Consider the following 24,618-nt stretch of genomic DNA (forward strand, 5'->3'; position numbering starts at 1 on the left):
CCCATCCAGGGCCTCAAGAATCCGCTGGTAACTGCCTTGCGCGGTAGACCACATGCTCGCGCAAGGGGTGGCAGCTTGGAAGGCTGGGGTGCCCAAAGGTTTGCGGGTCGCGCTCCATGCCCAGTCGCTGCATGACCCGTTGGGAGGGAATATTGCTGACGGCTGTAAAGGACACGACTTCGGGCAGGGCCAACTGCGCAAAGGCAAAGGTCAGCGCGGCGCGCGCGGCTTCGGTGGCAAAGCCCTTGCCCCAGGCCGACCGGGTGAGCCGCCAGGCAATTTCGACACAGGGTGAAAAAGGCAGCTCGTCCGTGGGAATGTGCAGGCCGGTAAAGCCGATGAAGGTCTTGCTGGCTTTTTCCTCCACGGCCCAGATACCCCAGCCGCGCTGCTCGATAAAGTCATGACAGCGCTGCGCCAGGGCGTTGCTCTCGGCCGCAGTCAGCGTCGCTGGGAAAAAACGCATGGTTTCCGGGTCGGCATTCAGGCGCGCAAAACAGGGGTAGTCGGAGCGCCGCCACTGCCGAAGACGCAAGCGGGCTGTTTCTGGTTCGTGGATCTGGATCATTGGTTTCCCCTGAAGGGACTCGGGCAAGTCCGCATTCGGCCGAACGCTATCCTAATTGCAAGCCTTGCCCTGTTGTAACGCTTTCCGGCACTGGAGCCTGGTATTTGCCGTGGTACTGCCTTTGGATAGGTGGCTTTTGCCCTATGCTTGATAGTTGACATATCAGCTAACAAGAACAAATAGGACTTGCGCAAACAAGCCGGGCCGCCGATGCACCAGGCCGCCGATGCGGATGCACAAGGAACATGCCCATGGGGTAAAGGTCTTGTCTGAACCTGATTTGCGCAAGTCATGACAAAGAGAGCCAGCAGTGACATTGCCTTCCAGCCCTGAAATTTCTTCCATGCCGCGCCCAGGCCTCAATCCCTCCTGGATTGTCGTGGCTGCCGGTGTCAGCGCATCCCTGCATGTGGGCAAGCTGCCGCCTGCCGTTCCGGTGCTGCAGCAGGAGCTGGGCATTTCCCTCGTGCAGGCAGGCTTTCTGCTTTCCACCGTGCAGGTGGCGGGGATGGCGCTGGGGCTGGTGGTCGGCCTTGGTGCGGACAAATGGGGGCTGCGGCGCAGCATGTTGACGGGGCTGGCGTTGATGGCATTGTCCAGCCTCGTGGGCGCTGCCGCGACCGGCTTTGCCTGGCTGCTGGCGCTGCGTGTGCTCGAAGGCCTGGGCTTTTTGCTGGTCGCCATGCCTGCGCCGGGGCTGATTCGGCGCAATGTGAACGCCGCCGAACTCAGCGGCCGCATGGGCTGGTGGGGCTCATATATGCCTATAGGCAGCGCCATCGGGCTGTTGCTGGGGCCCTGGGTGCTGCAAGCCACTTCCTGGCAGGCCTGGTGGATTGCATTGGGCTGCAGTTCCTTGCTGGCGTTTATCGCGGTATGGCGCATGGTGCCTGCGGATGCTGCTCGTATTTCTGCGAGTGCAACGCCCGCTGTGGCCGATTCGGGCAGCAATGGCTGGCGACCGCGCCTGGCGTTGACGCTGCGCAGCCCCGGTCCATGGCTGGTGTCGCTGGCCTTCATGCTGTATTCAGGCCAGTGGATGGGAGTGGTGGGCTTTTTGCCCACCATGTATGCGCAGGCAGGCCTGAGTGCCAAGCTGGCAGGCATGCTGACTGCGGTGGTTGCCGCCGCCAATATGGTGGGAAATATTGCCTCGGGCAAGCTCATGCAACGAGGCTGGAGTCCCCGTCGTTGCCTGCAGATCGGCTATGTGGCCATGGGGTTGTGCGCGCTGCTGGCTTATGTGCAGTTCGGCGATCAGCCCTTGGCGCCGTTGTGGCTGCGCTTTGTGGCCGTCGTGCTGTTTTCCGCGGCCGGGGGCTTGATTCCCGCCACGCTGTTCACCTCTGCCATGCATCTGGCACCCAGTCCGGGCACGGTATCGACTACGGTGGGTTTCATGCAGCAATGGTCTTGCGTGGGGCAGTTTGCCGGGCCGCCGCTGGTGGCGGCAGTTGCCACTGCCATGGGCGGATGGCAATTCACCTGGCTGGTCACGGGCAGCATGTGCGCGGGCGGCTGGTTGCTGGCCCTGGGCATTGATAGATGTTGGCATCGTTTGCAGCGATGAGCCTGCCTTGACTACTGATTTCATAGCGGCTAGCGAAGTTATATCAATGGATGCGGACGTTTTTATTGATAAAGAATAAACCTTGGCCCACCTGAAGGTGCTTGGCGAAAACAATTGCGGTTAGGCTGTACTCCTTTGAGGAGAGAGCATGCAAAAACGCCAGTTTCTTGTCACCGCAGCATCCTGGACCACTGCCTTGTCCACCCCTTGGCTGGCCGGCTGTGCAGCTTCCGGCAAGCCTGAGCCGGGCTCCGCCAGTGATACGCAGGCGGGCTTTGCGGATGCCATTTATTTCGGCGGCCCCATCCTGACCATGAATGACGCCCAGCCTCAGGTACAGGCTCTGGCGGTACGCGGCACCCAGATTGCGGCAGTGGGTGATCGCCAGGCGGTGGAGGCCTTGCGCGGGCCGGACACGCGCATGGTGGATTTGCAGGGGCGTACTCTGATCCCCGGGTTTGTCGATCCGCACAGCCACCTGGGAGGTGTGGGTCTGCAGGCGATTGCGGCCAATCTGCTGCCGCCGCCTGATGGACCCAATGCCTCGATCGCCGAGCTGCAGCAGACGCTGCGCGAATACATCAAGACCTCGCCCGAGGCGAAGCAGCTGGGCCTGGCTTTCGGCTTTGGCTACGACGACTCCCAGCTCAAGGAGCGGCGCCACCCCACGCGTGACGATTTGGATGCAGTCTCGCGCACGGTTCCGATTGCGGTGATTCATCAGTCAGGCCATTTTGGCTCGCTGAACTCTGCGGCGCTGAAAAAGGCCGGTATCGGTGCAGATACGCCCAACCCCGAAGGCGGTGTGATTCGCCGCAAGCCCGGCAGCAAGCAGCCGGACGGCGTGCTGGAGGAAAACGCCTTTTTCTTCACCCTGGGCAAGATCATGCCCAAGCTGAGCGAAGAGCAGTCCATGGAGTGGCTGGAAAAAGCGCAGGAGCTGTATCTGCAATACGGCTACACCACGGTGCAGGATGGCCGCGCCGACCCTGGCGCCGTGGCTACGACGATTGTAGCGGCCAAGGCCGGCAGGCTCAAGGTCGATGTGGTGTCCTACCCCGACATCACGCAACTGGGCGACGGTGCTTTCATGCACGGCCCTTACTACAGTCGCAGATACACCGGACATTTCCGCATTGGCGGCGTGAAGCTGACGCTGGATGGCTCCCCCCAGGGCAAGACGGCCTGGTTGACCCAGCCCTATCTGGTGCCGCCCAAAGGCCAAAAGAGTGGTTACCGGGGCTATGGTGTGCTGCCTGATGCCAAGGTCAACGAACTGGTGGCCAAGGCGGTCAACAACGGCTGGCAGATTCTGGTGCACGGCAACGGCGATGCAGCCATCGACCAAATGATTGCTGCCGTGCGTGCCAGCGGCCCGGTGGAGAAAACGCGTGCCGCGCGGCCCGTGCTGATTCACGGTCAGACCCTGAGACGCGACCAGATTCCGCAGCTCAAGGACCTGGGGATCTTTCCCTCGCTGTTCCCCATGCATACCTTTTACTGGGGCGACTGGCACCGCGATTCGGTGCTGGGCGATCCGCGTGCACAGAACATCTCGCCCACGGGTTGGGTGTTGCAGCAGGGCATGCGCTTTACCTCGCACCACGACGCGCCGGTCGCTCTGCCGTCATCGATTCGGGTGCTGGATGCGACAGTCAACCGCGTCACCCGCACCGGCAAGGTGCTGGGCCCGGAGCACCGGGTCTCGCCCTGGATTGCGCTGCAGGCCCAGACGCTGTGGTCGGCTTACCAACATTTTGAAGATGACCGCAAGGGCTCGCTGGAGGTCGGCAAGCTGGCCGATCTGGTGATTCTGTCGGACAACCCGTTGACCATGGAGCGCTCCAGGCTCGCCACGCTGGAAGTGCTGCAGACCATCAAGGAAGGCCGCAGCGTCTATCAGAAGCCTCATTGATTTTTTTACGTCAAATGCTCCTGAATTCGGAGCTGCTAGCGCTTGCTTGTCGATGGCTTGAGCAGAATCCGACGGGGATCAGGCATCGCGCGAGCCTATGAGTGCGCGCAGCGCATTCTCGAACTGCTGGGCGGCTTCATAAGCGGCCTGCCAGTCGGCGGCCAGCAGCGGCGCGATATTGGGTTGAACCTCGGGCTGCCAGGGAGCCAGGGTGGCCAATGGATCATCACTTTTGAGTGCGACCACGGTGGGTTGGTTGGCCAGATCCAGGCAGGCATCGACCAGCCAGCGGCAATAGCTGCTCAGCACTTCGGGCGGTGGGCTATGGGTATGGGAGGTCGCGCGGTTCATGCTTTCGGCCAGTAACAAGGCCGTGGCATAAACGCGCAGTGCATGGCGGTCATAGCGGCGGGTGACAAACGCCAGCCGGTCGGCATTGAGCCGTCCGCGCAGCGACCAACGGCGCGAGGCATGGGCTTGCCCTACAGCAGCGCGCAGGGCGGCCAAGGATTCATGCGCCAGAGACAGCTGACCCAGCGCGGTTTCAGCACTGTCGGCCTGCTGCATCTGGCAAGCTTTCAGAATCAGGTCCAGCCCGTTGGCCAGCTGTTTGAGAAAGGTGGAAGCCGCCCGGCCCATATCCTTGATGGGGTTGGAGGTGAACAGCACCTGGCTGAACAGCAGCCCTACAGCTGCACCGACCAGCACATCGAGCAGACGCGCGCTGCCCGCAGTGCTGGGGCCCAGGCCCAAAACCAGTACCACGGAGACGCCCGACTGAATAGGTACGGCCGGTGCGGGGCCTATGATCGCGCCCAGCAGCACGGCCAGGAAAATGCCGGCACTGAGCCGGATCAGCAGATGCTGGTCGGGCAACTGCCACAGCAGATCGCCAATCACAATGCCCAGGGTGCAGCCGATCAGCAGGCTTTTGGCCTGCTTGAGGTGGCTAGGCAGGCCGGGAGCCAGACAGATCACGGCCGTGACCACTGCAAAAGCGGGGCGGGGATGATTCCAGAGCAGGCGCGCCAGCTGCCAGGCCAGGGCGCTGGCCAGTGCAGCGGCGATTGCATCGCGAGCCGCCAGCTTTGCACGAGAGGGAAAAGTGGTTCTGGCGCGGCGCCAGGCCAGGGTGATGGGGTTGCTCCAGCGCAATGGAAAGCCTCCTGAGTCAGAAGCCTGCATGTTAGGGCGGCTGTTCAGCGTTTGCCTGTCGGGAAAGCGCTGACTTCCAAAAAAGGAGCGTGCAGCGCCCGCTGGGTAAGGGAGCTGTCCGTATTTTTACTCGATATCTTCGCGATACTGGGGCGCACAGCTGCGAAAACCGCCGGTGATGATGCCCAGATAGGCGAAGCCGATGCTGCCCCAGATCAAGCCGGAGGTCAGCGAGGTGGGCTCCACTTCCAGCCACATGGCGCCCACGCTCATAAAGCCCAGCACCGGTGTGACCACATAGCGCAGCACATCGCCCAGGCTGTGCCAGCGGCCCTGGCGCCAGACATACTCGGCCAGGACCGACAGGTTCACAAAGCTGAAGGCCGTGAGCGCACCGAAGCTGATCAGGGCCACCACATATTCAAGGCTCAGGAAGCCGGCGGTCAGAGCCACCGCACCCACGAGCAGAATGTTGTAGGAGGGTGTGAAGGTCTTGGGGTCGATATGGCCGAAAAAGCGCTTGTGGATCACGCCGTCGCGCCCCATCACATACATCAGGCGCGAGACGCCCGCATGAGCGGCAATGCCCGAGGCCATGACGGTGACGATGGCAAAAGCCAGCACCACGGATTTGAACAGCGCGCCGCCCACCAGGTAGAGGATTTCGGGCTGGGTTTCGTCCACGGCCCTGAAGTACTGCTTGGGATCGCCCGGAAAGTACAGCTGCAGGAAATAGGTGGCGGCAATAAAGATCAGGCCGGAGATCAAGGCGGTCAGGAAAATCGCCTTGGGCAAGGTCTTTTCGGTGTTGTGGGTCTCCTCGGCGAGAGAAGACAGGGAGTCAAAGCCGGTAAAGGAGAAGCACAGGATGGTGGCACCGGTAATCAGCGCCCCGATATCGGCCTGGGCACTCCAGAAGGGTGATCCGCTCCAGAGGCTTAGACCGCCATGTTCGGCGATGGCACCCAGTGCGTTCTGGCCGGCGTGCAGCTCACGCCAGACCAGGAAGGTGAAGATGGCAATGATGAGCAACTGAAAGAAAACGATGAGACCGTTGAAGTTGGCCACAAAGCGAATGCCGCGCAGGTTGACGACGACCATCAGGGCTGTCAGACCCACGATCCAGACCCAGTGATTGACCTCGGGGAATATCGAGGTCAGATAGATCTTGGCCAGCAGGATATTGACCATGGGCGAGAGCAGATAGTCCAGCAGCGAGGACCAGCCGACCATGAAGCCCACATTGGGGTGGATGGCCTTTTGGGCATAGGTATAGGCCGAGCCGGAAGAGGGGTAGCGCCGAATCATGTGACCGTAGCTCAGCGAGGTGAGCAGGACCGCCAGCAGCGCGACAAAGTAGGAGGTCGGCACATGCTGCAGCGAATCGCGCGAGACCATGCCAAAAGTGTCCAGCAAGGTCATGGGCTGGATGTAGGCCAGGCCGATGATGATCACATGCCATAGCAGCAGGGTCTTCTGCAGGCGGGCAGGGGTGGAGGAGGCCGAGGCCGCGGAGGGCGGGCGATCAGTCAATTGGGTCTTCCTTCTCAAGAACAAGAGCACCGGGCCTGGAATCCCGGTCTGCGCGTGGCCGTGTCGGGCACGGAACCACCGTTGTTATCTGTTGTTGTGGCACACCCTGAAAAGGGCGCCGTTCTTGGCTTTTCCTGCCTGGGTCAAGCGGCTGACCGAGGCTGGCGCGAAAAAACGCGACATTATCGGTGTTCGGGCTGCTTGAGGCAGACCTCGGGAAAATTGCCTTCCACTTCAGACGGAATCAGCGCAGACTGCTATGAATTGAGAAGTGACTGGGGTGGGCGCGACCTAGCGTCCTTCGAGCAGACCCATGATGCATTTCCATTCGGCCTGGCTTACCGGCGTGATGGACAGACGATTGCCTTTTTGCAGTACCCGCATGTCGCCGAGCTCTGGCTGCTCACGCAGTTCGGCGATCAGCAAAGGGCGTGTCTTGCGCAGCGCCTGCACATCCAGCATCAGCCAACGCGGTTTGTCCGGGGACGACTTGGGGTCGTAGTAAGGGTCGGCAGGGTCGAACTGAGAAGTATCCACGCGCAAATTGCCGGCAATGCGGGCGATACCGTAGATGCCGGGCTCGGCGCAGCTGGAGTGCCAATACAGGACGCCGTCACCGATCTGCATGTCGTCACGCATGAAGTTGCGTGCCTGATAGTTGCGCACGCCGTTCCATCCCATGAGCTGGTCTGGCGCAACCAGTGCGTGATCGATGGAGTATTCGTCGGGCTCATTCTTCATGAGCCAGTAGCGCTGGCCCGAGACGGCGGAGGAGGCGCTGGGGACGGTCAAGCTTGCGATATTGGTCATTGCAGTATTGTCGGCTGCAGAGTCAGCTGCCGGAGTGAGGGGGATTGCGTTTCCACGGTCCCCGGTCCGGCTGGCTCCAGTGGTGTGGATGCATGATGCGCTGGCGTACCTGGCCCCACTGGTTTGTCTTTTGCCCGCTTTGGTGCACCTGTGCACGGGCCTTGCGCAGGCGTTGAGGGATGTCGAGCTCGGCTTGCTCGACCACGCGAATGCAGTCCTGGATATGGCGTTCGCCCAGATAGCGCAATGTGGCGTAGCCTATCGCGGCAGCGGCGATCTGGCCGGCCAGCGGAACGTATTTGGCCGCTTGCTTGGTGCTCAGTCGCATGCCCACCATGCGTGTCACACGCAGTACCAGATCACGGGTAATGAACTTGCCGATCAGCACCGAGCCCACCATGGCAATGGCTTTCTGGACCTGTTCGCGCTTGCTGGGTGTGAGACTGTCCAGCTGCTCGGGCGTTAGGCCGAACTCTTCATTGATGCGCGGAATAAGCCTGGAGAGAAGAGCTGCGTCTGCAGCCCAGTCCAGGCCCGGCACGGGAATGGTGCTGGCAGCCGCGCTGACCAGGGCGCGCTGCTTGAGCAGCTTGCGAGAACGCTGGGCCGCGAGAGACACATCGTGGCGCTTGAGGGATGTAGGGATTGAGGTGGGAAGAGGTCGAGTGTCTTTTTTCCACATAAAGCATGGTCTCTATGAAAAAAGGCAGCGCGTCTGCGCTGCCTTTCGATCAACCCTGTGTCTTGCTGCGGATGAAACCGTAGATGAAGAGCACGATGATGGCGCCGATGACCGAGGCGATCCAGCCCGCGGCCTCACCGGCTCTGTACCAGCCCATGGCTGTGCCCAGATAGGTAGCCACAAAAGAGCCTGCGATACCGAGCAGGATGGTCATGATCCACCCCATGCTGTCATTGCCCGGTTTGATGGCGCGAGCAATCAGGCCGACGATCAGGCCTACGATGATGGTGCCAATGATGGACATCTTGATTCCTCTCTGAAAGAACAATGAAGCCTGACTCTATAAGTTGCCGTGTCCTGACCCTGTCAGACAGCAGAGAGTGTGGGCGCGAGCCTGATTCTTTCACATTTGTCTGTACAGCCTATATCTTCGCTCCAAACAAAAAACGCCTGCATATGGCAGGCGTTTTTTTCTGTCCGTGAATGGCTTTCAGGGTTGGATAGGAGCCAGTGCACTGTAGGCGGCTGCGGTGGCGGCCGAGGCATCGGCTCCTTCGACACGGCGGGCGCCGTCGAAGCGGCGGGCCCAGTAGGAGGTCTGCATGCTCTCCACACGCACACTGGCGCCGGTGCGGGGCGCGTGGATGAATTTGCCTTCGCCCACGTAAATGCCGACATGGCTGAAGGTGCGGCGCATGGTGTTGAAGAAGACCAGATCGCCAGGTTTGAGCTCTTCGCGGTCGATCTGCTGAGTGGCATGGGCTTGCTCGGAGGCCACGCGGGGAAGAACCTTGCCCACGGTCTGGGAGTAGATGGCCCGCACGAAACCGCTGCAGTCAAAGCCGGTCTCCGCACTGGTGCCGCCCAAGCGGTAAGGAACACCGAGGAAGCCCATGGCCGTCACGACCAGGTCGGAGGTTTTTTCGGTCACGCTCTGACGCGCTTCGCGAACGAAGTCGGTCGTCTTCTCGGCCACGGTGTGGCGAGCTTCACGTAACTGGGTAATCAGACTGCGGTTGACCAGCAACTGAGTCATGTCGTCGTCACGCTGCTCGCTGGGCGCCGCATGTGCGGAGGTCACGCCGACAAAAAGTAGTGCAATAAGCCATCTGGACATGGGGCGTGAGGGTACCACGTTAATTTGTAGGATGACACCGCTATTTCCAAGATTTCATGGGGAATTTGATTCAAAACATTAAATGACTTTGAGGCATGAGCTTATTGCGGCTGATGCTCTTAATTTCGTAGTGCTTCTGACCCCGTAATTTCCCTGTTCTGGTCACAATCTAGAAGGTTTGCATCAATTTGTGTTAATGCTGCCGCACAAAGCCTTTTCTGGCCTGAAAAAGGCTGGGCGGCTGCTTGCAGCGACAATAACGCCACGGGCGGCTTGGAAAACAGGCCTGAAGCTGCCTCACCGCTGACTAAAAAGGCAGTTGCAATTTCGTGGCAACTGCCCAATGCAAGGAAAGAAACAATATGCTGCTGGACGCAACCGAATCGCAACTGGTCCTGATCGACTATCAGGACAAGCTCATGCCTGTCATCCATGACGGTGAACAGGCATTGGCCAATGCCATCAAGCTGGCCAAGCTGGCCCAACTGATGGAAGTACCGGTCTGGGGTACGGAACAGAACCCTTCGCGCCTGGGGCTTAACAACGCTGAACTTAAAGCCCTGTGCAACAAGACTCTGGAGAAGATGTACTTCAGCGCCGTGCCCGAAGGCCTGGGCGAGTGGCTGCGCCCACCGGCAAAGCCCCAGGGCGGTAATGCCCGCAGCCTGCCCAAGCATCTGCAAAAGCCCCAGCAGCAAGCGCCCGAGCGCAATATGGTTGTCATCGCCGGTTGCGAAACCCATGTCTGCCTGCTGCAGACGGCGCTGGAATTGCTGGAAGAAGAGTTCGATGTATGGGTAGTGACCGATGCCTGCGGCTCGCGCACCGAGCGCAACCGTGATGCGGCGTTCGACCGCCTCGCCGGTGCGGGCGCCGAGCTGGTGACCACGGAGATGGTCATGTTCGAGTGGCTGCGTACCTGTGAGGATCCTGCATTCAAGGACATGCTGGCACTGGTGAAGTAAGCCTCTGCGGTTATCAAAAAAAGAGCGCCTTCTGGTGCTCTTTTTTTATTGCCGTCGGGCCGCCCCAAGGCAATAAGCTGCCCCCTTGGGGGGCCGCGGCCACACGGAGTGGGCAAGCGTGGGGCTTTTTTATATCTTTGGCACGACGGTGACGATGCAAGAGTCGCAATGGTGGTGCAGGGCTTGCCATGTGCCAGGTCTGAAACAGGTGTGACGCCTGGGCAAGTTGTAAGAGCTGCGTTGCCGGGAATCGATGCATGGATGAGGAAAGCCCGGATTGGAAGGTGGGGGGCTCTTGCGTTGAATGAAGGCAGCGCAGGGATTGCCCCTGGCCGCGTTGTCAGTTTCTGGCAAGTGCATTATGAATAATTATGAATTCAGAAGGCTTTCTGCAATGGATGGAAAGCCAAGGAGACATGAGCATGAGTGAGCATTTCGCAGAGTTTTACCAGCGTTCCATTGATGACCGCGACGGTTTCTGGGCAGAACAGGCAGAGTTGATTGACTGGCAGCAAAAGCCTTCGCAGATCTGTGATTACAGCCATCCGCCGTTTGCCCGCTGGTTTGTGGGAGGCGTCACCAACTTGTGCCACAACGCGGTGGACCGCCATCTGGCCACGCGCAGTGATCAGAATGCGCTGATAGCGGTTTCGACCGAGACCAATACCGAAAAAACCTACACCTACAAGGAGCTGCACACAGAGGTCAGCCGCATGGCGGCTGTGCTGCAGGCACTGGGTGTGGAAAAAGGTGACCGGGTGCAGATCTATATGCCCATGATTGCCGAGGCCTGCTTTGCCATGCTGGCCTGTGTGCGTCTGGGGGCGATTCACACGGTCGTGTTTGGCGGCTTTGCCTCAGGTGCGCTGGCATCGCGTATCGATGATGCCCAGCCCAAGGTGATCATCAGTGCGGATGCGGGCTCGCGCGGCGGTCGTGTCGTGGCTTACAAACCCCTGCTGGACGAGGCTTTGAAGCAGTCCACTCACCAGCCTGCCGCGGTACTGATGGTCAATCGTGGTCTGGCCGAGATGCCCATGAGCGCCGGGCGCGACCATGACTGGGCGGCACTGCGTGCGCAGCATCTGGATGCCCAGGTCGAATGCGTGTGGGTGGAATCCACGCATCCCAGCTACATCCTCTATACCAGCGGCACCACGGGCAAGCCCAAGGGCGTACAGCGCGACACCGGCGGCTACACGGTCGCGCTGGCTGCCAGCATGCCCCATATCTTCGATGCTCAGGCGGGCCAGACCTTTTTCTGCACCAGCGATATCGGCTGGGTCGTGGGCCATAGCTACATCATCTATGCCCCGTTGATCGCCGGCATGGCCACCGTGATGTACGAAGGCCTGCCGATAAGGCCCGATGCGGGCATCTGGTGGAGTCTGGTCGAGAAGTACAAGGTCACCCATATGTTCTCGGCGCCCACGGCAATCCGTGTGCTCAAGAAGCATGAGGCCGAGCATCTGACACGCTACGACATCTCGAGCCTCAAGGCTTTGTGGCTGGCCGGCGAGCCGCTTGATGAACCCACGGCAGCCTGGATCAGCGCCGCGATCAAGAAGCCCATTGTCGACAACTACTGGCAGACCGAAACAGGCTGGCCCATCATGACGCTGTGCAATGGCGTGGAGCCTCAGTCCACCCGCTTCGGCAGCCCCGGCAAGGCCGTTTATGGCTATAACGTCAAGCTCATCGACGATGCCACAGGCCAGGAGTTGACCGAACCCAACCAGAAAGGCGTGCTGGCCATGGAAGGCCCGCTGCCGCCGGGCTGCATGCAAACCGTCTGGCGCGATGACCAGCGCTTCATCAATACCTATTGGAAGAGCATTCCCGGGCGCTTGGTTTACAGCACTTTTGATTGGGGCATTCGCGATGCCGACGGTTACTATTTCATCCTGGGTCGAACCGACGATGTGATCAACGTGGCCGGGCACCGCCTGGGCACCCGCGAGATCGAGGAAGTGATTTCCTCGCATGCCCAGGTTGCCGAGGTGGCGGTCGTGGGCGTGGCCGACAGCCTCAAGGGACAGGTTGCGCTGGCTTTCGCCGTGGTGCGTGATGCGAATGTGGTGGCGGATGAGGCAAGCTGCAAAAACCTGGAGGCCGATGTGATGAAGCTGGTGGACTCGGCATTGGGCGCTGTCGCCCGTCCCCAACGCGTTTTGTTTGTCACCGCATTGCCCAAGACGCGCAGCGGCAAATTGCTGCGGCGCGCGTTGCAGGCGGTGGCAGAAGGTCGTGACCCCGGTGATCTGAGCACCATGGAAGATCCCGCGGCTTTGGCTCAGGTGCAGTCGAGGCTCTGATCCGAGGCTCAATCCCGGGTGGTTTCAGACGCCCGTGATTGCAAGGCCCGCGTGCGCAAGCTGCGGGCCTTGCTGTTTACAACCTAGAATCGAGAGATTGCGTTGTGCTGGCTGCGCCCAGTGCTATGGGATTGAAAACTTCATACGACTTACGCAAATCAGGTTCAGCCAAGACGTTTGCCCTATGGGAATACCTCTTGTGCATCCGCTCCGGCGGCCCGGCGCTCCGGCGGCCCGGCTTGTTTGCGTAAGTCCTGCTTCAGAAAGACCGTTGTGCAAGTTGCTTCTTCCATCTTCAAAGCCTATGACATTCGCGGCATTGTTCCGTCCACGCTGACCGACGAAGTCGCCCGCGGCATAGGTCGAGCCTTTGGCATGGCCGCGCTGGCGGCTGGCGAAAAAACGGTGGCCGTGGGTCGTGATGGCCGTCTGTCCGGCCCCTCGCTGTCCGGTGCTTTGATGCAGGGCCTGACCGATGTGGGTGTGAACGTGATCGACATCGGCATGGCCACCACGCCCATGCTGTATTTCGCGGCCGCCACGCTGTGCACCAGCGGCATTCAGGTCACGGGCAGCCACAACCCCAAGGATTACAACGGCTTCAAGATGGTGTTGGCCGGCCGTGCCATTTATGGCGATGAGATCCAGGCTCTGCGTGTGCGCATGGAGAACGAGGACTGGAGCATCACCGGCGCAGGCAAGATCAGCCAGGCTGATGTGCTGGCCGACTACACGGCACGCATCGTCGGTGACGTGAAGCTCGCCCGCCCCATGAAGATCGTGGTGGACTGCGGCAATGGCGTGGCCGGTGCTTCGGCCCCCGGCATCTTCCGCCAACTGGGCTGCGAGGTGATCGAGCTGTTCTCGGAAGTCGATGGCAACTTCCCCAACCACCATCCCGACCCCAGCAAGCCCGAGAACCTGCGTGATGTGATTCATGCGCTGCAGACCACGGACGCCGAGCTGGGCCTGGCTTTCGATGGTGACGGCGACCGCCTGGGCATTGTGACCAAGGACGGCCAGAACATCTTCCCCGACCGTCAGATGATGTTGTTTGCCAGGGACGTGCTGTCGCGCGTGCCCGGTGGCTCCATCGTGTTCGACGTCAAATGCACCCAGCGTCTGGCGCCCGAGATCGAGGCCGCCGGCGGCAAGCCCGTGATGTTCAAGACCGGCCACTCCCTGGTCAAGGCTCGCATGAAGGAGCTGGGCGCACCGCTGGGCGGCGAGATGAGCGGCCATATCTTCTTCAAGGAGCGCTGGTTCGGCTTTGATGACGGCACCTATGCCGGCTGCCGCCTGCTGGAAATCGTCAGCCGTGAGGCCGACCCCAGCGCCGTGCTCAACGCCTTGCCGACCAGCTTTTCCACGCCCGAACTCAATGTGGCCTGCGCCGAAGGCGAACCCCACCGCCTGGCAGCCGAGCTGCAGGCACTGGCCGCGACCGAGTTTGCCGCCCCTGCCCAGGTCAGCACGATTGATGGCCTGCGCGTGGACTGGGCCGACGGCTTTGGCCTGATTCGCGCCAGCAACACCACGCCCGTGCTGGTGCTACGGTTCGAAGGCCATAGCCAGGAGGCACTGCACCGTATCGAGGCGCAGATGCTGGCTCTGCTCAAGCGCGTCAAGCCTGATGCGCAGGTTGGTGCCGCTGCACACTGATCTTCGTCAGCAGCGACCGCACCCATGGGCAAGAAAGCTCCGATGACCTTGGCCCGTGGGCTGTTCAGCCTGCTGGCATGGGCGGCCCAACCTTTGCTGCGCCGCAAGCTGCGCAAGCGGGCCGTGGCGGAACCCGGTTACGCAGTGGCGGTGCCGGAGCGTTTTGGCCATTACACGCCGGCAGATCTGGGACAGGACGGGCGCGGCCAATGGGTCTGGATTCATTCCGTGTCTCTGGGCGAGACTCGGGCAGCGGCGATTCTGATTCAGGCGCTGCGCGAGCGCCTGCCCGCCATGCGTTTGCTGCTGACGCACAGCACGGCCACCGGCCGGGAAGAGGGGGGCAAGCTGCTGCGGACCGGCGATGTACAGGTCTGGCTGCCCTGGGACACCTTGGCTGCAACCAGGCGCTTTATCGAGCAGTTCCGCCCGGCCGTGGGCGTGCTCATGGAAACCGAGATCTGGCCCAATCTGATTGCCGGCTGTGCCAACGCCGGGATTCCACTGACTTTGGCCAATGCGCGGCTCAATGAAAAATCCGAGGCGGGTGCTCTGAAGATGGGGCTGATTTCAAAGCCAGCCTATGCGGCACTGGCCGCCGTCTGGGCGCAGTCCGAAGACGATGCGCGCCGTTTGCGCAATGTGGGGGCCAAAGTCAGCGCGGTGCTGGGCAATCTCAAGTTCGATGCACAGCCTGACGAGCAACTGATGAGCCGGGCGGCAAATTGGCGGCATGGATTGCGGTTGGCGCACCAAAAGCCCGTCGTTCTGTTTGCCAGCAGCCGCGAAGGCGAAGAGCTGCTGCTGCTGGAGCAATTGCAAAAGCAGCCGGATCTGGCCGGCGCCGTGCAATGGCTGATCGTGCCGCGCCATCCCCAGCGTTTTGATGCGGTGGCTCAGCTGATTGCCGATGCCGGGTTCGGCGTCTCCAGGCGCAGCCAGTGGGGTCATGCGGCCGATGCCGGGGATGCACCGCCGTTGCAGGATGGCAGCCTCTGGCTCGGCGATTCGCTGGGCGAGATGCCGCTTTATTACGGCTTGTCTCATCTGGCGCTGATGGGCGGCAGCTTTGAACCCCTGGGCGGGCAGAACCTGATCGAGGCCCTGGCTTGCGGTACGCCCGTGATTCTGGGGCCGCATACCTTCAATTTCAGCCAGGCCTCCGATCTGGCCGTGCAGGCAGGGGCTGCTTTTCGCTGCAGCGATATGGCGCAGGCCATGCAGCGTGCCGTTGCTCTGGTGCAGGATTTGCCGGCCTTGGCAGAGGCCGAAGAGCAGGCAAGACACTTCATGCTCCAGCACCGCGGGGCGGCAGCCGCCACGGCGGATGCCATTGTGAAGCTCATACGAGCGGGCCGGAACGGAAATTACTCCTGAAATCAGAGCGGCTCGCGCTGTCTGTGTTTGCGATTTGGATGTATTTCAAGCGGAAGCTGCAAAGGGACATGCGTCAGAAGCTATGAAATCCGCAGCAATGCAGCCAGGCTGAGGTCAGCGTTTTGTGGTGCGCGGCTCGACCGCCTTGCGGGTTGCTGGCTTGACGGCGGTCTCGGCTGCAGCAGGGCGTTGCATCGCTGCCGGTGCCTGCGTCACCAGCGTCAGGCTGTCGATGCTGCGCAAATCGTCGTCGCTGAGTACACCTGCAGCCTGCCGGAGTTTGAGCTGGCCCAGCAGCACCTGATAGCGGGCATTGGCCAGGTCTCGCTCGGTCTGGTAGACCTGACTCTGGGCATTGAGCACATCGATGTTGATGCGCACGCCTACGTCGTAGCCCATTTTGTTGGCTTCGAGCGCGCTCTGGCTGGAGGCCAGGGCGGCTTCCAGGGCTTTGACCTGGGCCTGACCTGACTGCACGCCCAGAAAGGCCGTGCGCGTGGATTGCTCCACATTGCGGCGCGCATCATCGAGCTGGGCGCGGGCTTTTTCTTCCAGCGCCACGGTTTCCTTGACGCGGTTCTGCACGGCAAAGCCGGCGAACAGCGGCATGTTCATGACGACGCCGATCTGGGCCGCGTTGGTGCGATAGCTCAGGGGGATGGAGGGCGTCATCGAACCATTGGGATAGCGGTTGACGACATAGCCTGCCTGCAGGTCGACCGTGGGTTTGTGACCGGCCTCGGCTTTGCGGGTTTCCAGTTTGGCAATATCCAGGGCCAGTTGGGCCTGCCGCAGCTGCGGCTGGCTGGCCAGCGCTGTGTCGACCCAGGCCTGCATATTGTCGGGCTCCACCTTGGGCAGGGTCATGGGCGCGACCAGTGGCGTGGGCTGTATGCCCACGCGGCCCACCAGTTGGTCCAGTGCCACACGTTTGACCTGCAGGTCGTTCTGCGCAGCAATTTCCTGTGCGGTGACCAGATCGAAGCGGGACTGGGCTTCGCGCGAATCGGTGATGGTGGCCGTGCCGACTTCGAAATTGCGCTTGGCCATTTCCAGCTGGGTGCTGATGGCCTGTTTTTGCGCCTGGGCAACCTGCACGCTGTCCTGTGCGGCAAGCACATCGAAATAGGCCTGGGAGACACGTACGATCAGGTTTTGTGCCGAAGCATCAAGCTGGGCCTGGGCCACGTCCACGCCGCGTTGGCCCTGTTCGTAAGCGATCTTGTTGGCCGGGCGGTACAGCGGCTGCTGGGCGCTGACTTGTACGTTCTGCTGCGTATTGTTGAAGCTGCTGGCCATGCCGGGTACGGCCACGGAGGTATGGACGTCGACATGGGTGCGATTGGCACCGGCAGACAGGCCGACACTGGGCAGCAGGCCGGACAGCGCCTGGTCCGCACGGCTGGCGGCGGCGCGGGCGTCGGCTTGCTGAGCCTGCCAGGTGGCGTCATAGCCGCGCGCCTGCTGAACCAGCTCGGACAAGGTCTGGGCCTGAACCAGACTGGCAGCCCCTCCAAGCAAGACGCCCATGGAAATCGCGGCAAGCGCGTGAGGAGGGACAATTTGCAGAGGCCGGGGCAGCTGGTTCATAGGTGTCGGGCTAAGGCAGTCTCGGGCAGATGAAGGGCACTGGAAATTCTCAGGACTTGCGCAGACAAGGATGTGCCAAGACGGCTTCCTTAAGGCAAAGCGCTGGCATGGGCCTGATTTGCGCAAGTCTTGTTCTAGTAGCGGGGCACGCTGGGATCGGCACTCAGCGACCAGGCGTCGATACCGCCGGTGATATTGCTGACATCTTCAAAGCCGTGGTTGAGCAAAAAGGCGGCCACGCTCATGCTGCGGGCGCCATGGTGGCACAGGCATGCGACGGGATGGTCTGGATCCAGTTCCTGCAGGCGGCCGGGAATTTCGTGCATGGGAATGCAGCGCAGCTCAAAGCCTTCGCCGGGCTGAATGCTGGACTGGGCGATCTCCCAGGGTTCACGTACATCGAGCACCACCGGTGCGACGCCCTTGGCGGTGTATGGGGCAAGCCACTGCTGGAACTGTGCGGGCAAGACCTGGGTCAACATAGAAAATCCTTGGAGGCTGGGCGGAAGAGGGCGCCAGCCATGTACCGAACAGAAAGCCCTGCGGGTTTGAGCCGGCAGGGCTTGGCAGCGTTAGAACGAGAAGCGCGAAGGCTCTTCAAACCCCACAAGGCGCGAGGCGGCGATATCCCAGGGCTTCTTGACTTCGAAGCTGTTGCCGTTCTTGGTCACCAGGGTGAAGCGCATGACGGGCATATGGCCGACGATGGCGGCTATGCGGCCACCTTCGTTGAGCTGCGCGTACAGGGCTTCGGGGATCTCAGCGACGGAGCCACTGAGCACGATCACATCGAAAGTGCCTTGGGCCAGGGAAGCTGTGGCGCCATTGGCCAGCTTGACTTCCACATTCTTGACGCCGGCGCTCAGCAGGTTCTCGCGGGCCATTTCGGCCAGCTCGGGGTCGATCTCCATGGTCACGACTTCCTTGGCCTGGGCGGCCAGCAGCGCGGCCATGTAGCCGGAGCCGGAACCGATTTCCAGCACGCGGTCGGAAGGCTTGAGCTGAACATCCTGCAGCATGCGAGCCTCGATCTTGGGAGCCAGCATGTGCCAGCCTTGCTTGGCGGCTTCTTCGGCAGTGCCCTTCAGCGGGATTTCCAGGTCCATATAGGCCATGGACTGGTACTCGGGCGGCACGAAGTCTTCACGGTGAATCTGGCCCATCAGCTCCAGCACACTCTCGTCCAGCACGTTCCAGGGGCGCACCTGCTGTTCGATCATGTTGAAACGAGCCTGCGCGTGCACGTCGCGCGGGTCCACTTGGGCGTTCATTGGCAGGGCCATGGTATCTCCGGGAAAAGACTTATCAGGACAAACCATCGATTCTACGAGCCTCGGAGGCATCGTGCGGCGGATCATCGCTTTTTGAGGGGGCGCCAGACCATTTGCGGCGCAGCCAGTTCGAAAAATCGTCCAGATAGCAGTACACCACGGGCACGACGACCAGGGTCAGCAGCGAGGAGGTGATGACCCCGCCGATCACGGCCTGGCCCATGGGGGCACGCTGCTCCGAGCCTTCGGATACCGCAAAGGCCAGCGGCACCATGCCGAAAATCATGGCCAGCGTGGTCATCAGAATCGGGCGCAGTCGTACGCGGGCTGCCAGCAGCAGGGCCTCGGCGCGGGGCATTCCGGGTACGGTCTGGCCTGTGGCTTCATCGCGGTGCGGCTCGCGGGCGCGGATGGCAAAGTCCACCAGCAAGATGGCATTCTTGGTCACCAGGCCCATGAGCATGACCACGCCGATGATGGAGAACATGGAGAGGGCCGAGCCAAACATCAGCAAGGCCAGCACCACGCCGATCAAGGTCAGTGGCAGCGAGGTCATCAGTGCCAGGGGCTGCAAGAAGCTCTTGAACTGGCTGGCCAGAATCATGTAGATGAAGATGATGGCCAGGGCCAGTGCGGAGCCCGCATAGCCGAAGGACTCGGCCATGTTCTTGGCCGCGCCGCTGAACTGATAGCTGTAGCCCGGCGGCAGCGGAATCTGGGCCATGACGGCCTTGATATCGGCCGAGACCTCACCCGCGCTGCGCTGGTAGACGTTGGCGTTGATGGCGACTTCGCGGTTCAGATTGCGGCGGTTGATCTGGCTGGGACCCGTGCCGTCCACTACGCTTGCGACCTGATTGAGGCGCACGATACGTGTGCCGCCATCGCTGGCAGCCAGCGCAAACGGCAGCCGCTCCAGGTCCTGCGGCGTGGTGCGGGACTCGGGGGCCAGACGCACATTGACGTCATAGGTCTGGTCGTCGCTGGCGCGCCAGTTGCCCACGGTCTGGCCCGCAACCCAGGTGCGCAGGGCGCTGCCCATGCTCCCCACCGAAAGGCCCAGGTCGGCCGCCGCGTCGCGGTGGACTTCGATATTGACCAGGGGCTTGTTGGGCTTGAGGCTGGAGTCCAGATCGACCAGGCCCGCAATGAGACGGATGCGATCCTGCACGATGCGGCTCAGGCGGGCCAGCTCGTCCAGATCCGGCCCCATCAGCGAGAACTCCACCTGCTTTTGGCCGCCTACGGGCTCGCGCAGGCCCACATGGGTGACGGTGATGCCTGCCACGGCGCGCAGCTGGGTGCGCAGATCGGCTGAAAGCGTATCCACATTGCGCTGGCGTTCGTGTCGGTCCACCAGCCGCACATAGATGCTGGCGTAGTTCTTGCCGTTGGCATTGCCGGTGTTGATGGTGGTCAGCGTGTAGCGCACCTCGGGCATGCGCCTGATGATGGCGTTGACCTGCAGGGCCTTGGCCTCGGTTGCCTCGATGGAAGAGCCCTCGGGCGTGTTGAAGCTGATCTGGGTTTCCGAGAAGTCGGCCTTGGGCACAAATTCCGTTCCCAGCAAAGGTACAAGCGCGAGGCTTGCTATGAAAATAAGGAATGCTAGGAACAGCGTCAGCAGCTTGTGCGCCAGCGACCAGCGCAGCAGGGACTGGTAGACATCGGACAGCCTGTCGCTGGCGCGCTCCACCCAGGCGGTGACTTTGCCCAACGTACGGTCATACAGGCTTTTCCGGCCATGTTCACCATGGGCGTGAATCGCCGGGTCATGCCAGACGCTGGAGAGCATGGGGTCCAGCGTGAAGCTCACGAACATGGAGATCAGCACCGCCGCAACGATGGTGATGCCGAACTCGTGAAAGAACTGGCCGATGATGCCGCCCATGAAGCCAATGGGCAGAAACACCGCCACGATGGACAAGGTGGTGGCCAGCACGGCTAGGCCGATTTCCTGCGTGCCTTCCAGCGCCGCCTGATAGGCGTTCTTGCCCATCTGAACATGGCGCACGATGTTCTCCCGCACCACGATGGCATCGTCGATCAGCAGGCCCACGCACAGCGACAGCGCCATCAGCGTGACCATATTGATCGAGAAACCGAACCAGTACATGAACAAAAAGGTGCCGATCAGCGCAATCGGCAAGGTCAGCCCGGTGATGATGGTCGAGCGCCAGGAGTTCAGGAACAGGAACACGATCAGCACGGTCAGGGCCGCACCCTCGATCAGTGTCTGGCGCACATTGTTCACTCCCACGCGGATAGCGCGGGAGTTGTCGGCCACGGCTTCCAGGCGTATGCCGGGCGGCAGCTCGGGCGCGATGGCCCTGGCTGCGGCGTTCAGGCCGTCCACCACTTCGATCGTGTTTTCGTCCTGGGCTTTCTGTACCGTCATCAGCAGCGTGCGCTGGCCGTTGTAGAGCGACAGCGTCTGCACCTCGGCGGCATCGTCCTGCACCCGGGCCAGCTGGCCCACGCGTATGGGGGCGCCATTGCGCTGGGCCACGATGATGTTGGCAAATTCCGCAGGGCGTTTGATGCGCGCATCAATCTGCACCACGCGCTCCTGGGTCAGAGAGCGCACGGAGCCTACGGGCAGATCCTGATTCTCCGCGCGCACGGCCTGAGCGACCTGATCGGGCGTGATGGAATATGCCTCCAGGGCCCTGGGATCCAGGTAGATATTGATTTCGCGCTGGGTGGCACCCACGAGGTTCACTGCGCCCACGCCGCGCACGTTCTCCAGCCGCTTTTTCAGCACCTGGTCGGCCCAGCTGCTCAGCGCAATGGCATCGGGCGGCGTCACTGCGGCGTTGTCCGGCCGGCTGATGCCGTGGAGCGCATGCGGATCAGGCACCACGGCCAGCGACCAGACGGCGGCGCTGGCCGGGTCAAAGCGGATGACGCGGGGCTCCTTGACCTCGTCGCGCAGGGTGGGGCGCACCGAAGCCACTTTCTCGCGCACATCGTCGGCCGCGCGGCGGCCGTCGATGTGGAGCTGAAACTCGATGATGACCACGCTGGTACTGTCGTAGCTGCGCGAGGTCAGGGAGTTGATGCCGGCGACCGAGTTGACCGCTTCCTCGATCTTCTTGGTGACTTCGCTTTCCACGATTTCGGGCGATGCGCCGGGATAGGCGACCGAGACCACAACCACGGGAAACTCGATGTTGGGGAACTGATCGACCTTCAGGCGCTGGTAGGAGAACACGCCCAGCACCACAAAGGCCAGCATGAGCATGGTGGCCAGTACCGGGTTTTTGAGGCTGATGCGGGTGAACCACATTTAGCGGCCTCCGGCGGCTGGTGGGGAGGAGGCTGTCTGCACTTCCACGGCAGTGCCTTCGCGCAGACCGCCTGCGGTGCCCGTCAGAATGCGTTCGCCGCCCTGCAGGCCCCGGCGGATCTGCACCCAGGTCGTGCCCTGGTATGCGGTCTGGCTGCCCAGTTCCACGCGCTGGTGGGCCACGCGCAAAACCGGCTGCGCAGCCGCTTCGTCAGCAGGGTTGGAGGGGGCCGTGGCCGCCGCAGGCTGGCTCGTGCGCAGCAGCTGCAGATAGGGCTGGGGCTTGTCGGTGCGTACGGCAGTCAGAGGCACGGCCAGCTGACTGGAGTCGCCGGTAATGATGCTGCCTTGCAAAAACAGGCCAGGGCGCAGTTGTACAGGGCGCAAGCTGCTATCTTTTTTTGCATCGCTGCCGTCAGGCTGCACGGCCAGATAAGCGGCGACGGTGCGCGATCCTGTCTGCGCGCTGGGGTTGATGCGCACCACCTTTGCCAGCACGGGTGCAAGGTCATCGGCTGCGCCAGGCACTTGCAGCCGGGCCGTCTGGCCCACCTGAACCTGTACCGAATCGGCAGGGGCCAACTGAGCCTGAATTTCCAGCTGCGCGGTGTTGACGACCTCGACAATGCGGGCCTCGACGCCCACACGCTCACCGCTTTGCACAAAGCGCTGGGCAATCTGCCCGTCCATGGGGCTGGTGATGACGGAATCCGTCACGGCCTTGCGCGCGGCATCGGCGGCGGACTGGGCGGCCGCCAGATTGGCGCGTGCGGTATCCAGATTGGCCTGGGAGGTGGCCAGCGCCGTGGTGGAGATAAAGCCTTTTTGCACCAGTGCGGCGTTGTTGTCCTGATTGCGTTGCGCTATGACCAGTTGGCCGCGCGATGCATCGGCCTGCTGCTGGGCCTGGCGCCAGCGGGCCGTGGCTTCGGTGGCATCGATGCGGGCCAGCACCTGGCCGCGTTTGACATTGTCTCCCTCGCGTACCTCCAGGCCGTGCAGCTCGCCGGCCACATAGGCCTTCACAACCGCCGAATGCAAGGCTTGCACAGTGCCGTTGACGGGCACGGTCAGCGACAGCTGCAGCGGGCGCACTTCCAGAACCTCGTTGGCTGCTATCTGTATGGGCAGCTCCAGCGGTGCGCTGGAAGCAGCCATGGCCTGCCTTTTATGCTGTTGATTGCTGAATGCGCGCCAGCCGACAGCGGCTAGCAGGCCGACCACAACCAGACCGATGGTCCAGCGGACGGAAGACTTCATGGTGTGTGAGGGGCGTTGTGAAGAATACATCCTGAGCGATCAGGGCCAGGGCTTTATTGCAATTTCTGCGGCAAGTGTAGTGGGCCGCCAAAATGGCGGTAGTGCTAGGCGCTGCGCCCCTGTGAAATCGGGATTGATTCCATACATGGGCGCAGGCTGTTTTCAAAGGAGTGAGCTATGGCAGTGCAGACGATTTATCTGGGTGGAGGGTGCTTTTGGTGCACCGAGGCTGTGTTCGATCGCGTGCGCGGCATCGTGGATGTGGAAAGCGGCTACGCCAACGGTCATCTGGATCATCCCAGCTACGAAGCCATCTGCACCGGTCAGACCGGTCATGCCGAGGTGGTCAAGCTCGAGTACGACAGCGATGTCATCGGCCTGCGCGATCTGCTGCTGATCTTTTTTGCCACCCATGACCCCACCACGCTTAACCGCCAGGGTAACGACGTGGGCACGCAGTACCGCAGTGCCGTCTTCACCACGAATGCAGAACAGGCCAAGGTGGCGGCCGAGCTGATGCAGGAAATGCGCGACGATGGCGCGTATGACTCCCCAATCGTGACCGAGCTGGAGCCCATCAAGGCCTATTGGCCGGCCGAGGCCTATCACCAGGATTACTTTCTGCAGCACCCCAACCAGGGTTACTGCGCCTTTGTGGTCGGGCCCAAGGTGCAGAAATTCCAGAACGCATTTGCACGCTGGCTCAAGAATTGATGGCCGACCACCAGTGATGCCCGCTTGAGCGCGGTTTGCGGGCAGTGCCTGCAAGCCCGCGTTACACTTCGCTGTCTTTTGCCAGCCCGATCGGGCTTGCTAGTTCATCGCCTATCCCTCCGGATTCGTCCCTTGTCCACTAGGTTCACTCGCACACAACACCATCGCTCCGCATTGGCTGAGCGGGGCATGCGCGTGGATGGCTGGTATGCCTACTGGCTGGCTGCCGTGCTGGCACTGGCCATGGTGCTGGGCCCCACACTGGGTCAGATGCACCGGGCAGTGCATGCGGCAGGGCTTTCCCCGGTCGTGGCTTCTGCGGTCGGCGCCTCGTGTGAGCAAGCCGTTGGCCATGTTGCAAACGTATCTGCTGCAGATGGAGATAGCTGTGCGACGCCATGGGCTCTGTCTGCCCAAGCCGAGCAGGGGGCAGCCCCGCCGGATTGCACGGCGGGCAACTGGGTGCATGCGCTGTTTGCCGGTCACGGACCGGCCGAATGTCAGCTGCTTGACCAGGCCAACCATGGCTATGCAGGACCGCCAGCAGTTTTGCACTTCGAGGGGGTAGCGCCTGACTCTGCGCTGCCAGCGCCCTATCTCCCTCGGCCTCACGCCATCTTTGTCGCCGCATCGTTCGATGCGCGCGCACCTCCTGCATCGCAACTTCCACGCGCCTGAGTTCCTGCCAGTCCGGGCAGAAAGCAAGCGCGCGTTCTTGAAATTAATAGCAATCAGCGCTTGATGCGTGAGCGCTAGAAGCTGTTTTGATTCATTTTTGCTGCCTCGCTTCGCACGCCGAAGTGGGCGCAGCTGTGTGGAATTGCG

The 24,618-nt window shown here is 61.7% G+C and carries 20 protein-coding genes; 8 read left to right on the forward strand and 12 right to left on the reverse strand.

Going from position 1 to position 24,618, the window contains the following annotated elements:
* Window positions 1–13: 13 nt before the first annotated feature.
* Window positions 14–568, reverse strand: a complete 555-nt coding sequence (locus QMY55_RS11690; RefSeq protein ID WP_283488757.1) for a GNAT family N-acetyltransferase — start codon at window positions 566–568, stop codon at window positions 14–16.
* Window positions 569–911: 343 nt separating this feature from the next.
* Here QMY55_RS11690 and QMY55_RS11695 point away from each other — a divergent pair, with 343 nt between their 5' ends.
* Window positions 912–2,138, forward strand: coding sequence for an MFS transporter (locus tag QMY55_RS11695; RefSeq protein ID WP_283488936.1), 1,227 nt, complete (start codon window positions 912–914; stop codon window positions 2,136–2,138).
* 148 nt (window positions 2,139–2,286) lie between these two features.
* Window positions 2,287–4,053 (forward strand): amidohydrolase, encoded by a 1,767-nt coding sequence (locus tag QMY55_RS11700; protein WP_283488758.1) that lies wholly within the window; start codon window positions 2,287–2,289, stop codon window positions 4,051–4,053.
* 78 nt (window positions 4,054–4,131) lie between these two features.
* Here QMY55_RS11700 and QMY55_RS11705 read toward each other — a convergent pair whose 3' ends face one another.
* From QMY55_RS11705 to QMY55_RS11730, 6 genes are all read right to left on the reverse strand, one after another.
* Complete coding sequence (locus tag QMY55_RS11705) at window positions 4,132–5,238, reverse strand: FUSC family protein (protein WP_283488759.1); 1,107 nt, start codon at window positions 5,236–5,238, stop codon at window positions 4,132–4,134.
* Between the two features lie 96 nt (window positions 5,239–5,334).
* Window positions 5,335–6,741 carry an APC family permease gene (locus QMY55_RS11710; protein ID WP_283488760.1) on the reverse strand — a complete coding sequence of 469 codons (1,407 nt, stop codon included), beginning with the start codon at window positions 6,739–6,741 and terminating at the stop codon, window positions 5,335–5,337.
* A gap of 291 nt (window positions 6,742–7,032) precedes the next feature.
* On the reverse strand, window positions 7,033–7,551 hold the full coding sequence (locus QMY55_RS11715; protein WP_283488761.1) for an EVE domain-containing protein: 519 nt from the start codon (window positions 7,549–7,551) through the stop codon (window positions 7,033–7,035).
* Window positions 7,552–7,573: 22 nt separating this feature from the next.
* Complete coding sequence (locus QMY55_RS11720; RefSeq protein WP_328517825.1) at window positions 7,574–8,170, reverse strand: hypothetical protein; 597 nt, start codon at window positions 8,168–8,170, stop codon at window positions 7,574–7,576.
* 112 nt (window positions 8,171–8,282) lie between these two features.
* On the reverse strand, window positions 8,283–8,537 hold the full coding sequence (locus QMY55_RS11725) for a GlsB/YeaQ/YmgE family stress response membrane protein (protein WP_283488763.1): 255 nt from the start codon (window positions 8,535–8,537) through the stop codon (window positions 8,283–8,285).
* A gap of 186 nt (window positions 8,538–8,723) precedes the next feature.
* Window positions 8,724–9,350 (reverse strand): C40 family peptidase, encoded by a 627-nt coding sequence (locus QMY55_RS11730; RefSeq protein ID WP_283488764.1) that lies wholly within the window; start codon window positions 9,348–9,350, stop codon window positions 8,724–8,726.
* Window positions 9,351–9,712: 362 nt separating this feature from the next.
* On the opposite strand from QMY55_RS11730, the gene QMY55_RS11735 reads away from it, so the two are divergent.
* From QMY55_RS11735 to QMY55_RS11750, 4 genes are all read left to right on the forward strand, one after another.
* Window positions 9,713–10,315 (forward strand): isochorismatase family protein, encoded by a 603-nt coding sequence (locus QMY55_RS11735; protein ID WP_283488765.1) that lies wholly within the window; start codon window positions 9,713–9,715, stop codon window positions 10,313–10,315.
* A 422-nt stretch (window positions 10,316–10,737) separates the two neighbouring features.
* Complete coding sequence (locus tag QMY55_RS11740) at window positions 10,738–12,630, forward strand: propionate--CoA ligase (protein ID WP_283488766.1); 1,893 nt, start codon at window positions 10,738–10,740, stop codon at window positions 12,628–12,630.
* A gap of 273 nt (window positions 12,631–12,903) precedes the next feature.
* Window positions 12,904–14,292 (forward strand): phosphomannomutase/phosphoglucomutase, encoded by a 1,389-nt coding sequence (locus QMY55_RS11745; protein WP_283488767.1) that lies wholly within the window; start codon window positions 12,904–12,906, stop codon window positions 14,290–14,292.
* Between the two features lie 24 nt (window positions 14,293–14,316).
* Window positions 14,317–15,669: a 3-deoxy-D-manno-octulosonic acid transferase gene (locus QMY55_RS11750; RefSeq protein WP_283488768.1), complete on the forward strand. Its 1,353-nt coding sequence runs from the start codon at window positions 14,317–14,319 to the stop codon at window positions 15,667–15,669.
* Between the two features lie 114 nt (window positions 15,670–15,783).
* On the opposite strand, the gene QMY55_RS11755 is transcribed toward QMY55_RS11750, so the two are convergent.
* From QMY55_RS11755 to QMY55_RS11775, 5 genes are all read right to left on the reverse strand, one after another.
* Window positions 15,784–17,259, reverse strand: a complete 1,476-nt coding sequence (locus QMY55_RS11755; protein WP_283488769.1) for a TolC family outer membrane protein — start codon at window positions 17,257–17,259, stop codon at window positions 15,784–15,786.
* Between the two features lie 134 nt (window positions 17,260–17,393).
* A complete protein-coding gene (locus tag QMY55_RS11760; protein ID WP_283488770.1) occupies window positions 17,394–17,741 on the reverse strand; it encodes a rhodanese-like domain-containing protein in 348 nt (115 codons plus the stop codon).
* 90 nt (window positions 17,742–17,831) lie between these two features.
* Window positions 17,832–18,542: a protein-L-isoaspartate O-methyltransferase family protein gene (locus QMY55_RS11765; protein ID WP_283488771.1), complete on the reverse strand. Its 711-nt coding sequence runs from the start codon at window positions 18,540–18,542 to the stop codon at window positions 17,832–17,834.
* 22 nt (window positions 18,543–18,564) lie between these two features.
* Window positions 18,565–21,819, reverse strand: coding sequence for an efflux RND transporter permease subunit (locus tag QMY55_RS11770; protein WP_283488772.1), 3,255 nt, complete (start codon window positions 21,817–21,819; stop codon window positions 18,565–18,567).
* Complete coding sequence (locus tag QMY55_RS11775) at window positions 21,820–23,079, reverse strand: efflux RND transporter periplasmic adaptor subunit (RefSeq protein WP_283488773.1); 1,260 nt, start codon at window positions 23,077–23,079, stop codon at window positions 21,820–21,822. It lies immediately after the preceding gene.
* Between the two features lie 177 nt (window positions 23,080–23,256).
* Here QMY55_RS11775 and msrA point away from each other — a divergent pair, with 177 nt between their 5' ends.
* The gene (msrA, locus tag QMY55_RS11780) at window positions 23,257–23,793 is read left to right on the forward strand and encodes a peptide-methionine (S)-S-oxide reductase MsrA (RefSeq protein WP_283488774.1); all 537 of its coding nucleotides are present in this window, start codon (window positions 23,257–23,259) and stop codon (window positions 23,791–23,793) included.
* A 189-nt stretch (window positions 23,794–23,982) separates the two neighbouring features.
* The gene (locus QMY55_RS11785; protein ID WP_283488775.1) at window positions 23,983–24,471 is read left to right on the forward strand and encodes a hypothetical protein; all 489 of its coding nucleotides are present in this window, start codon (window positions 23,983–23,985) and stop codon (window positions 24,469–24,471) included.
* Window positions 24,472–24,618: the final 147 nt, after the last annotated feature.

The sequence above is a fragment of the Comamonas resistens genome (assembly GCF_030064165.1).
Lineage (GTDB): Bacteria > Pseudomonadota > Gammaproteobacteria > Burkholderiales > Burkholderiaceae_C > Comamonas > Comamonas resistens.

Excerpts from the sequence above, each read along its gene's own strand:
- QMY55_RS11725 (WP_283488763.1), bottom strand. The coding sequence starts at position 8,537 with ATGTCCATCATTGGCACCATCATCGTAGGCCTGATCGTCGGCCTGATT.
- QMY55_RS11735 (WP_283488765.1), top strand. The coding sequence starts at position 9,713 with ATGCTGCTGGACGCAACCGAATCGCAACTGGTCCTGATCGACTATCAG.
- QMY55_RS11755 (WP_283488769.1), bottom strand. The coding sequence starts at position 17,259 with ATGAACCAGCTGCCCCGGCCTCTGCAAATTGTCCCTCCTCACGCGCTT.
- QMY55_RS11715 (WP_283488761.1), bottom strand. The coding sequence starts at position 7,551 with ATGACCAATATCGCAAGCTTGACCGTCCCCAGCGCCTCCTCCGCCGTC.
- QMY55_RS11775 (WP_283488773.1), bottom strand. The coding sequence starts at position 23,079 with ATGAAGTCTTCCGTCCGCTGGACCATCGGTCTGGTTGTGGTCGGCCTG.
- QMY55_RS11705 (WP_283488759.1), bottom strand. The coding sequence starts at position 5,238 with ATGCAGGCTTCTGACTCAGGAGGCTTTCCATTGCGCTGGAGCAACCCC.
- QMY55_RS11770 (WP_283488772.1), bottom strand. The coding sequence starts at position 21,819 with ATGTGGTTCACCCGCATCAGCCTCAAAAACCCGGTACTGGCCACCATG.
- QMY55_RS11740 (WP_283488766.1), top strand. The coding sequence starts at position 10,738 with ATGAGTGAGCATTTCGCAGAGTTTTACCAGCGTTCCATTGATGACCGC.
- QMY55_RS11785 (WP_283488775.1), top strand. The coding sequence starts at position 23,983 with ATGCGCGTGGATGGCTGGTATGCCTACTGGCTGGCTGCCGTGCTGGCA.
- QMY55_RS11750 (WP_283488768.1), top strand. The coding sequence starts at position 14,317 with ATGGGCAAGAAAGCTCCGATGACCTTGGCCCGTGGGCTGTTCAGCCTG.
- QMY55_RS11690 (WP_283488757.1), bottom strand. The coding sequence starts at position 568 with ATGATCCAGATCCACGAACCAGAAACAGCCCGCTTGCGTCTTCGGCAG.
- QMY55_RS11695 (WP_283488936.1), top strand. The coding sequence starts at position 912 with ATGCCGCGCCCAGGCCTCAATCCCTCCTGGATTGTCGTGGCTGCCGGT.
- QMY55_RS11700 (WP_283488758.1), top strand. The coding sequence starts at position 2,287 with ATGCAAAAACGCCAGTTTCTTGTCACCGCAGCATCCTGGACCACTGCC.
- QMY55_RS11730 (WP_283488764.1), bottom strand. The coding sequence starts at position 9,350 with ATGTCCAGATGGCTTATTGCACTACTTTTTGTCGGCGTGACCTCCGCA.
- QMY55_RS11760 (WP_283488770.1), bottom strand. The coding sequence starts at position 17,741 with ATGTTGACCCAGGTCTTGCCCGCACAGTTCCAGCAGTGGCTTGCCCCA.
- QMY55_RS11765 (WP_283488771.1), bottom strand. The coding sequence starts at position 18,542 with ATGGCCCTGCCAATGAACGCCCAAGTGGACCCGCGCGACGTGCACGCG.
- msrA (WP_283488774.1), top strand. The coding sequence starts at position 23,257 with ATGGCAGTGCAGACGATTTATCTGGGTGGAGGGTGCTTTTGGTGCACC.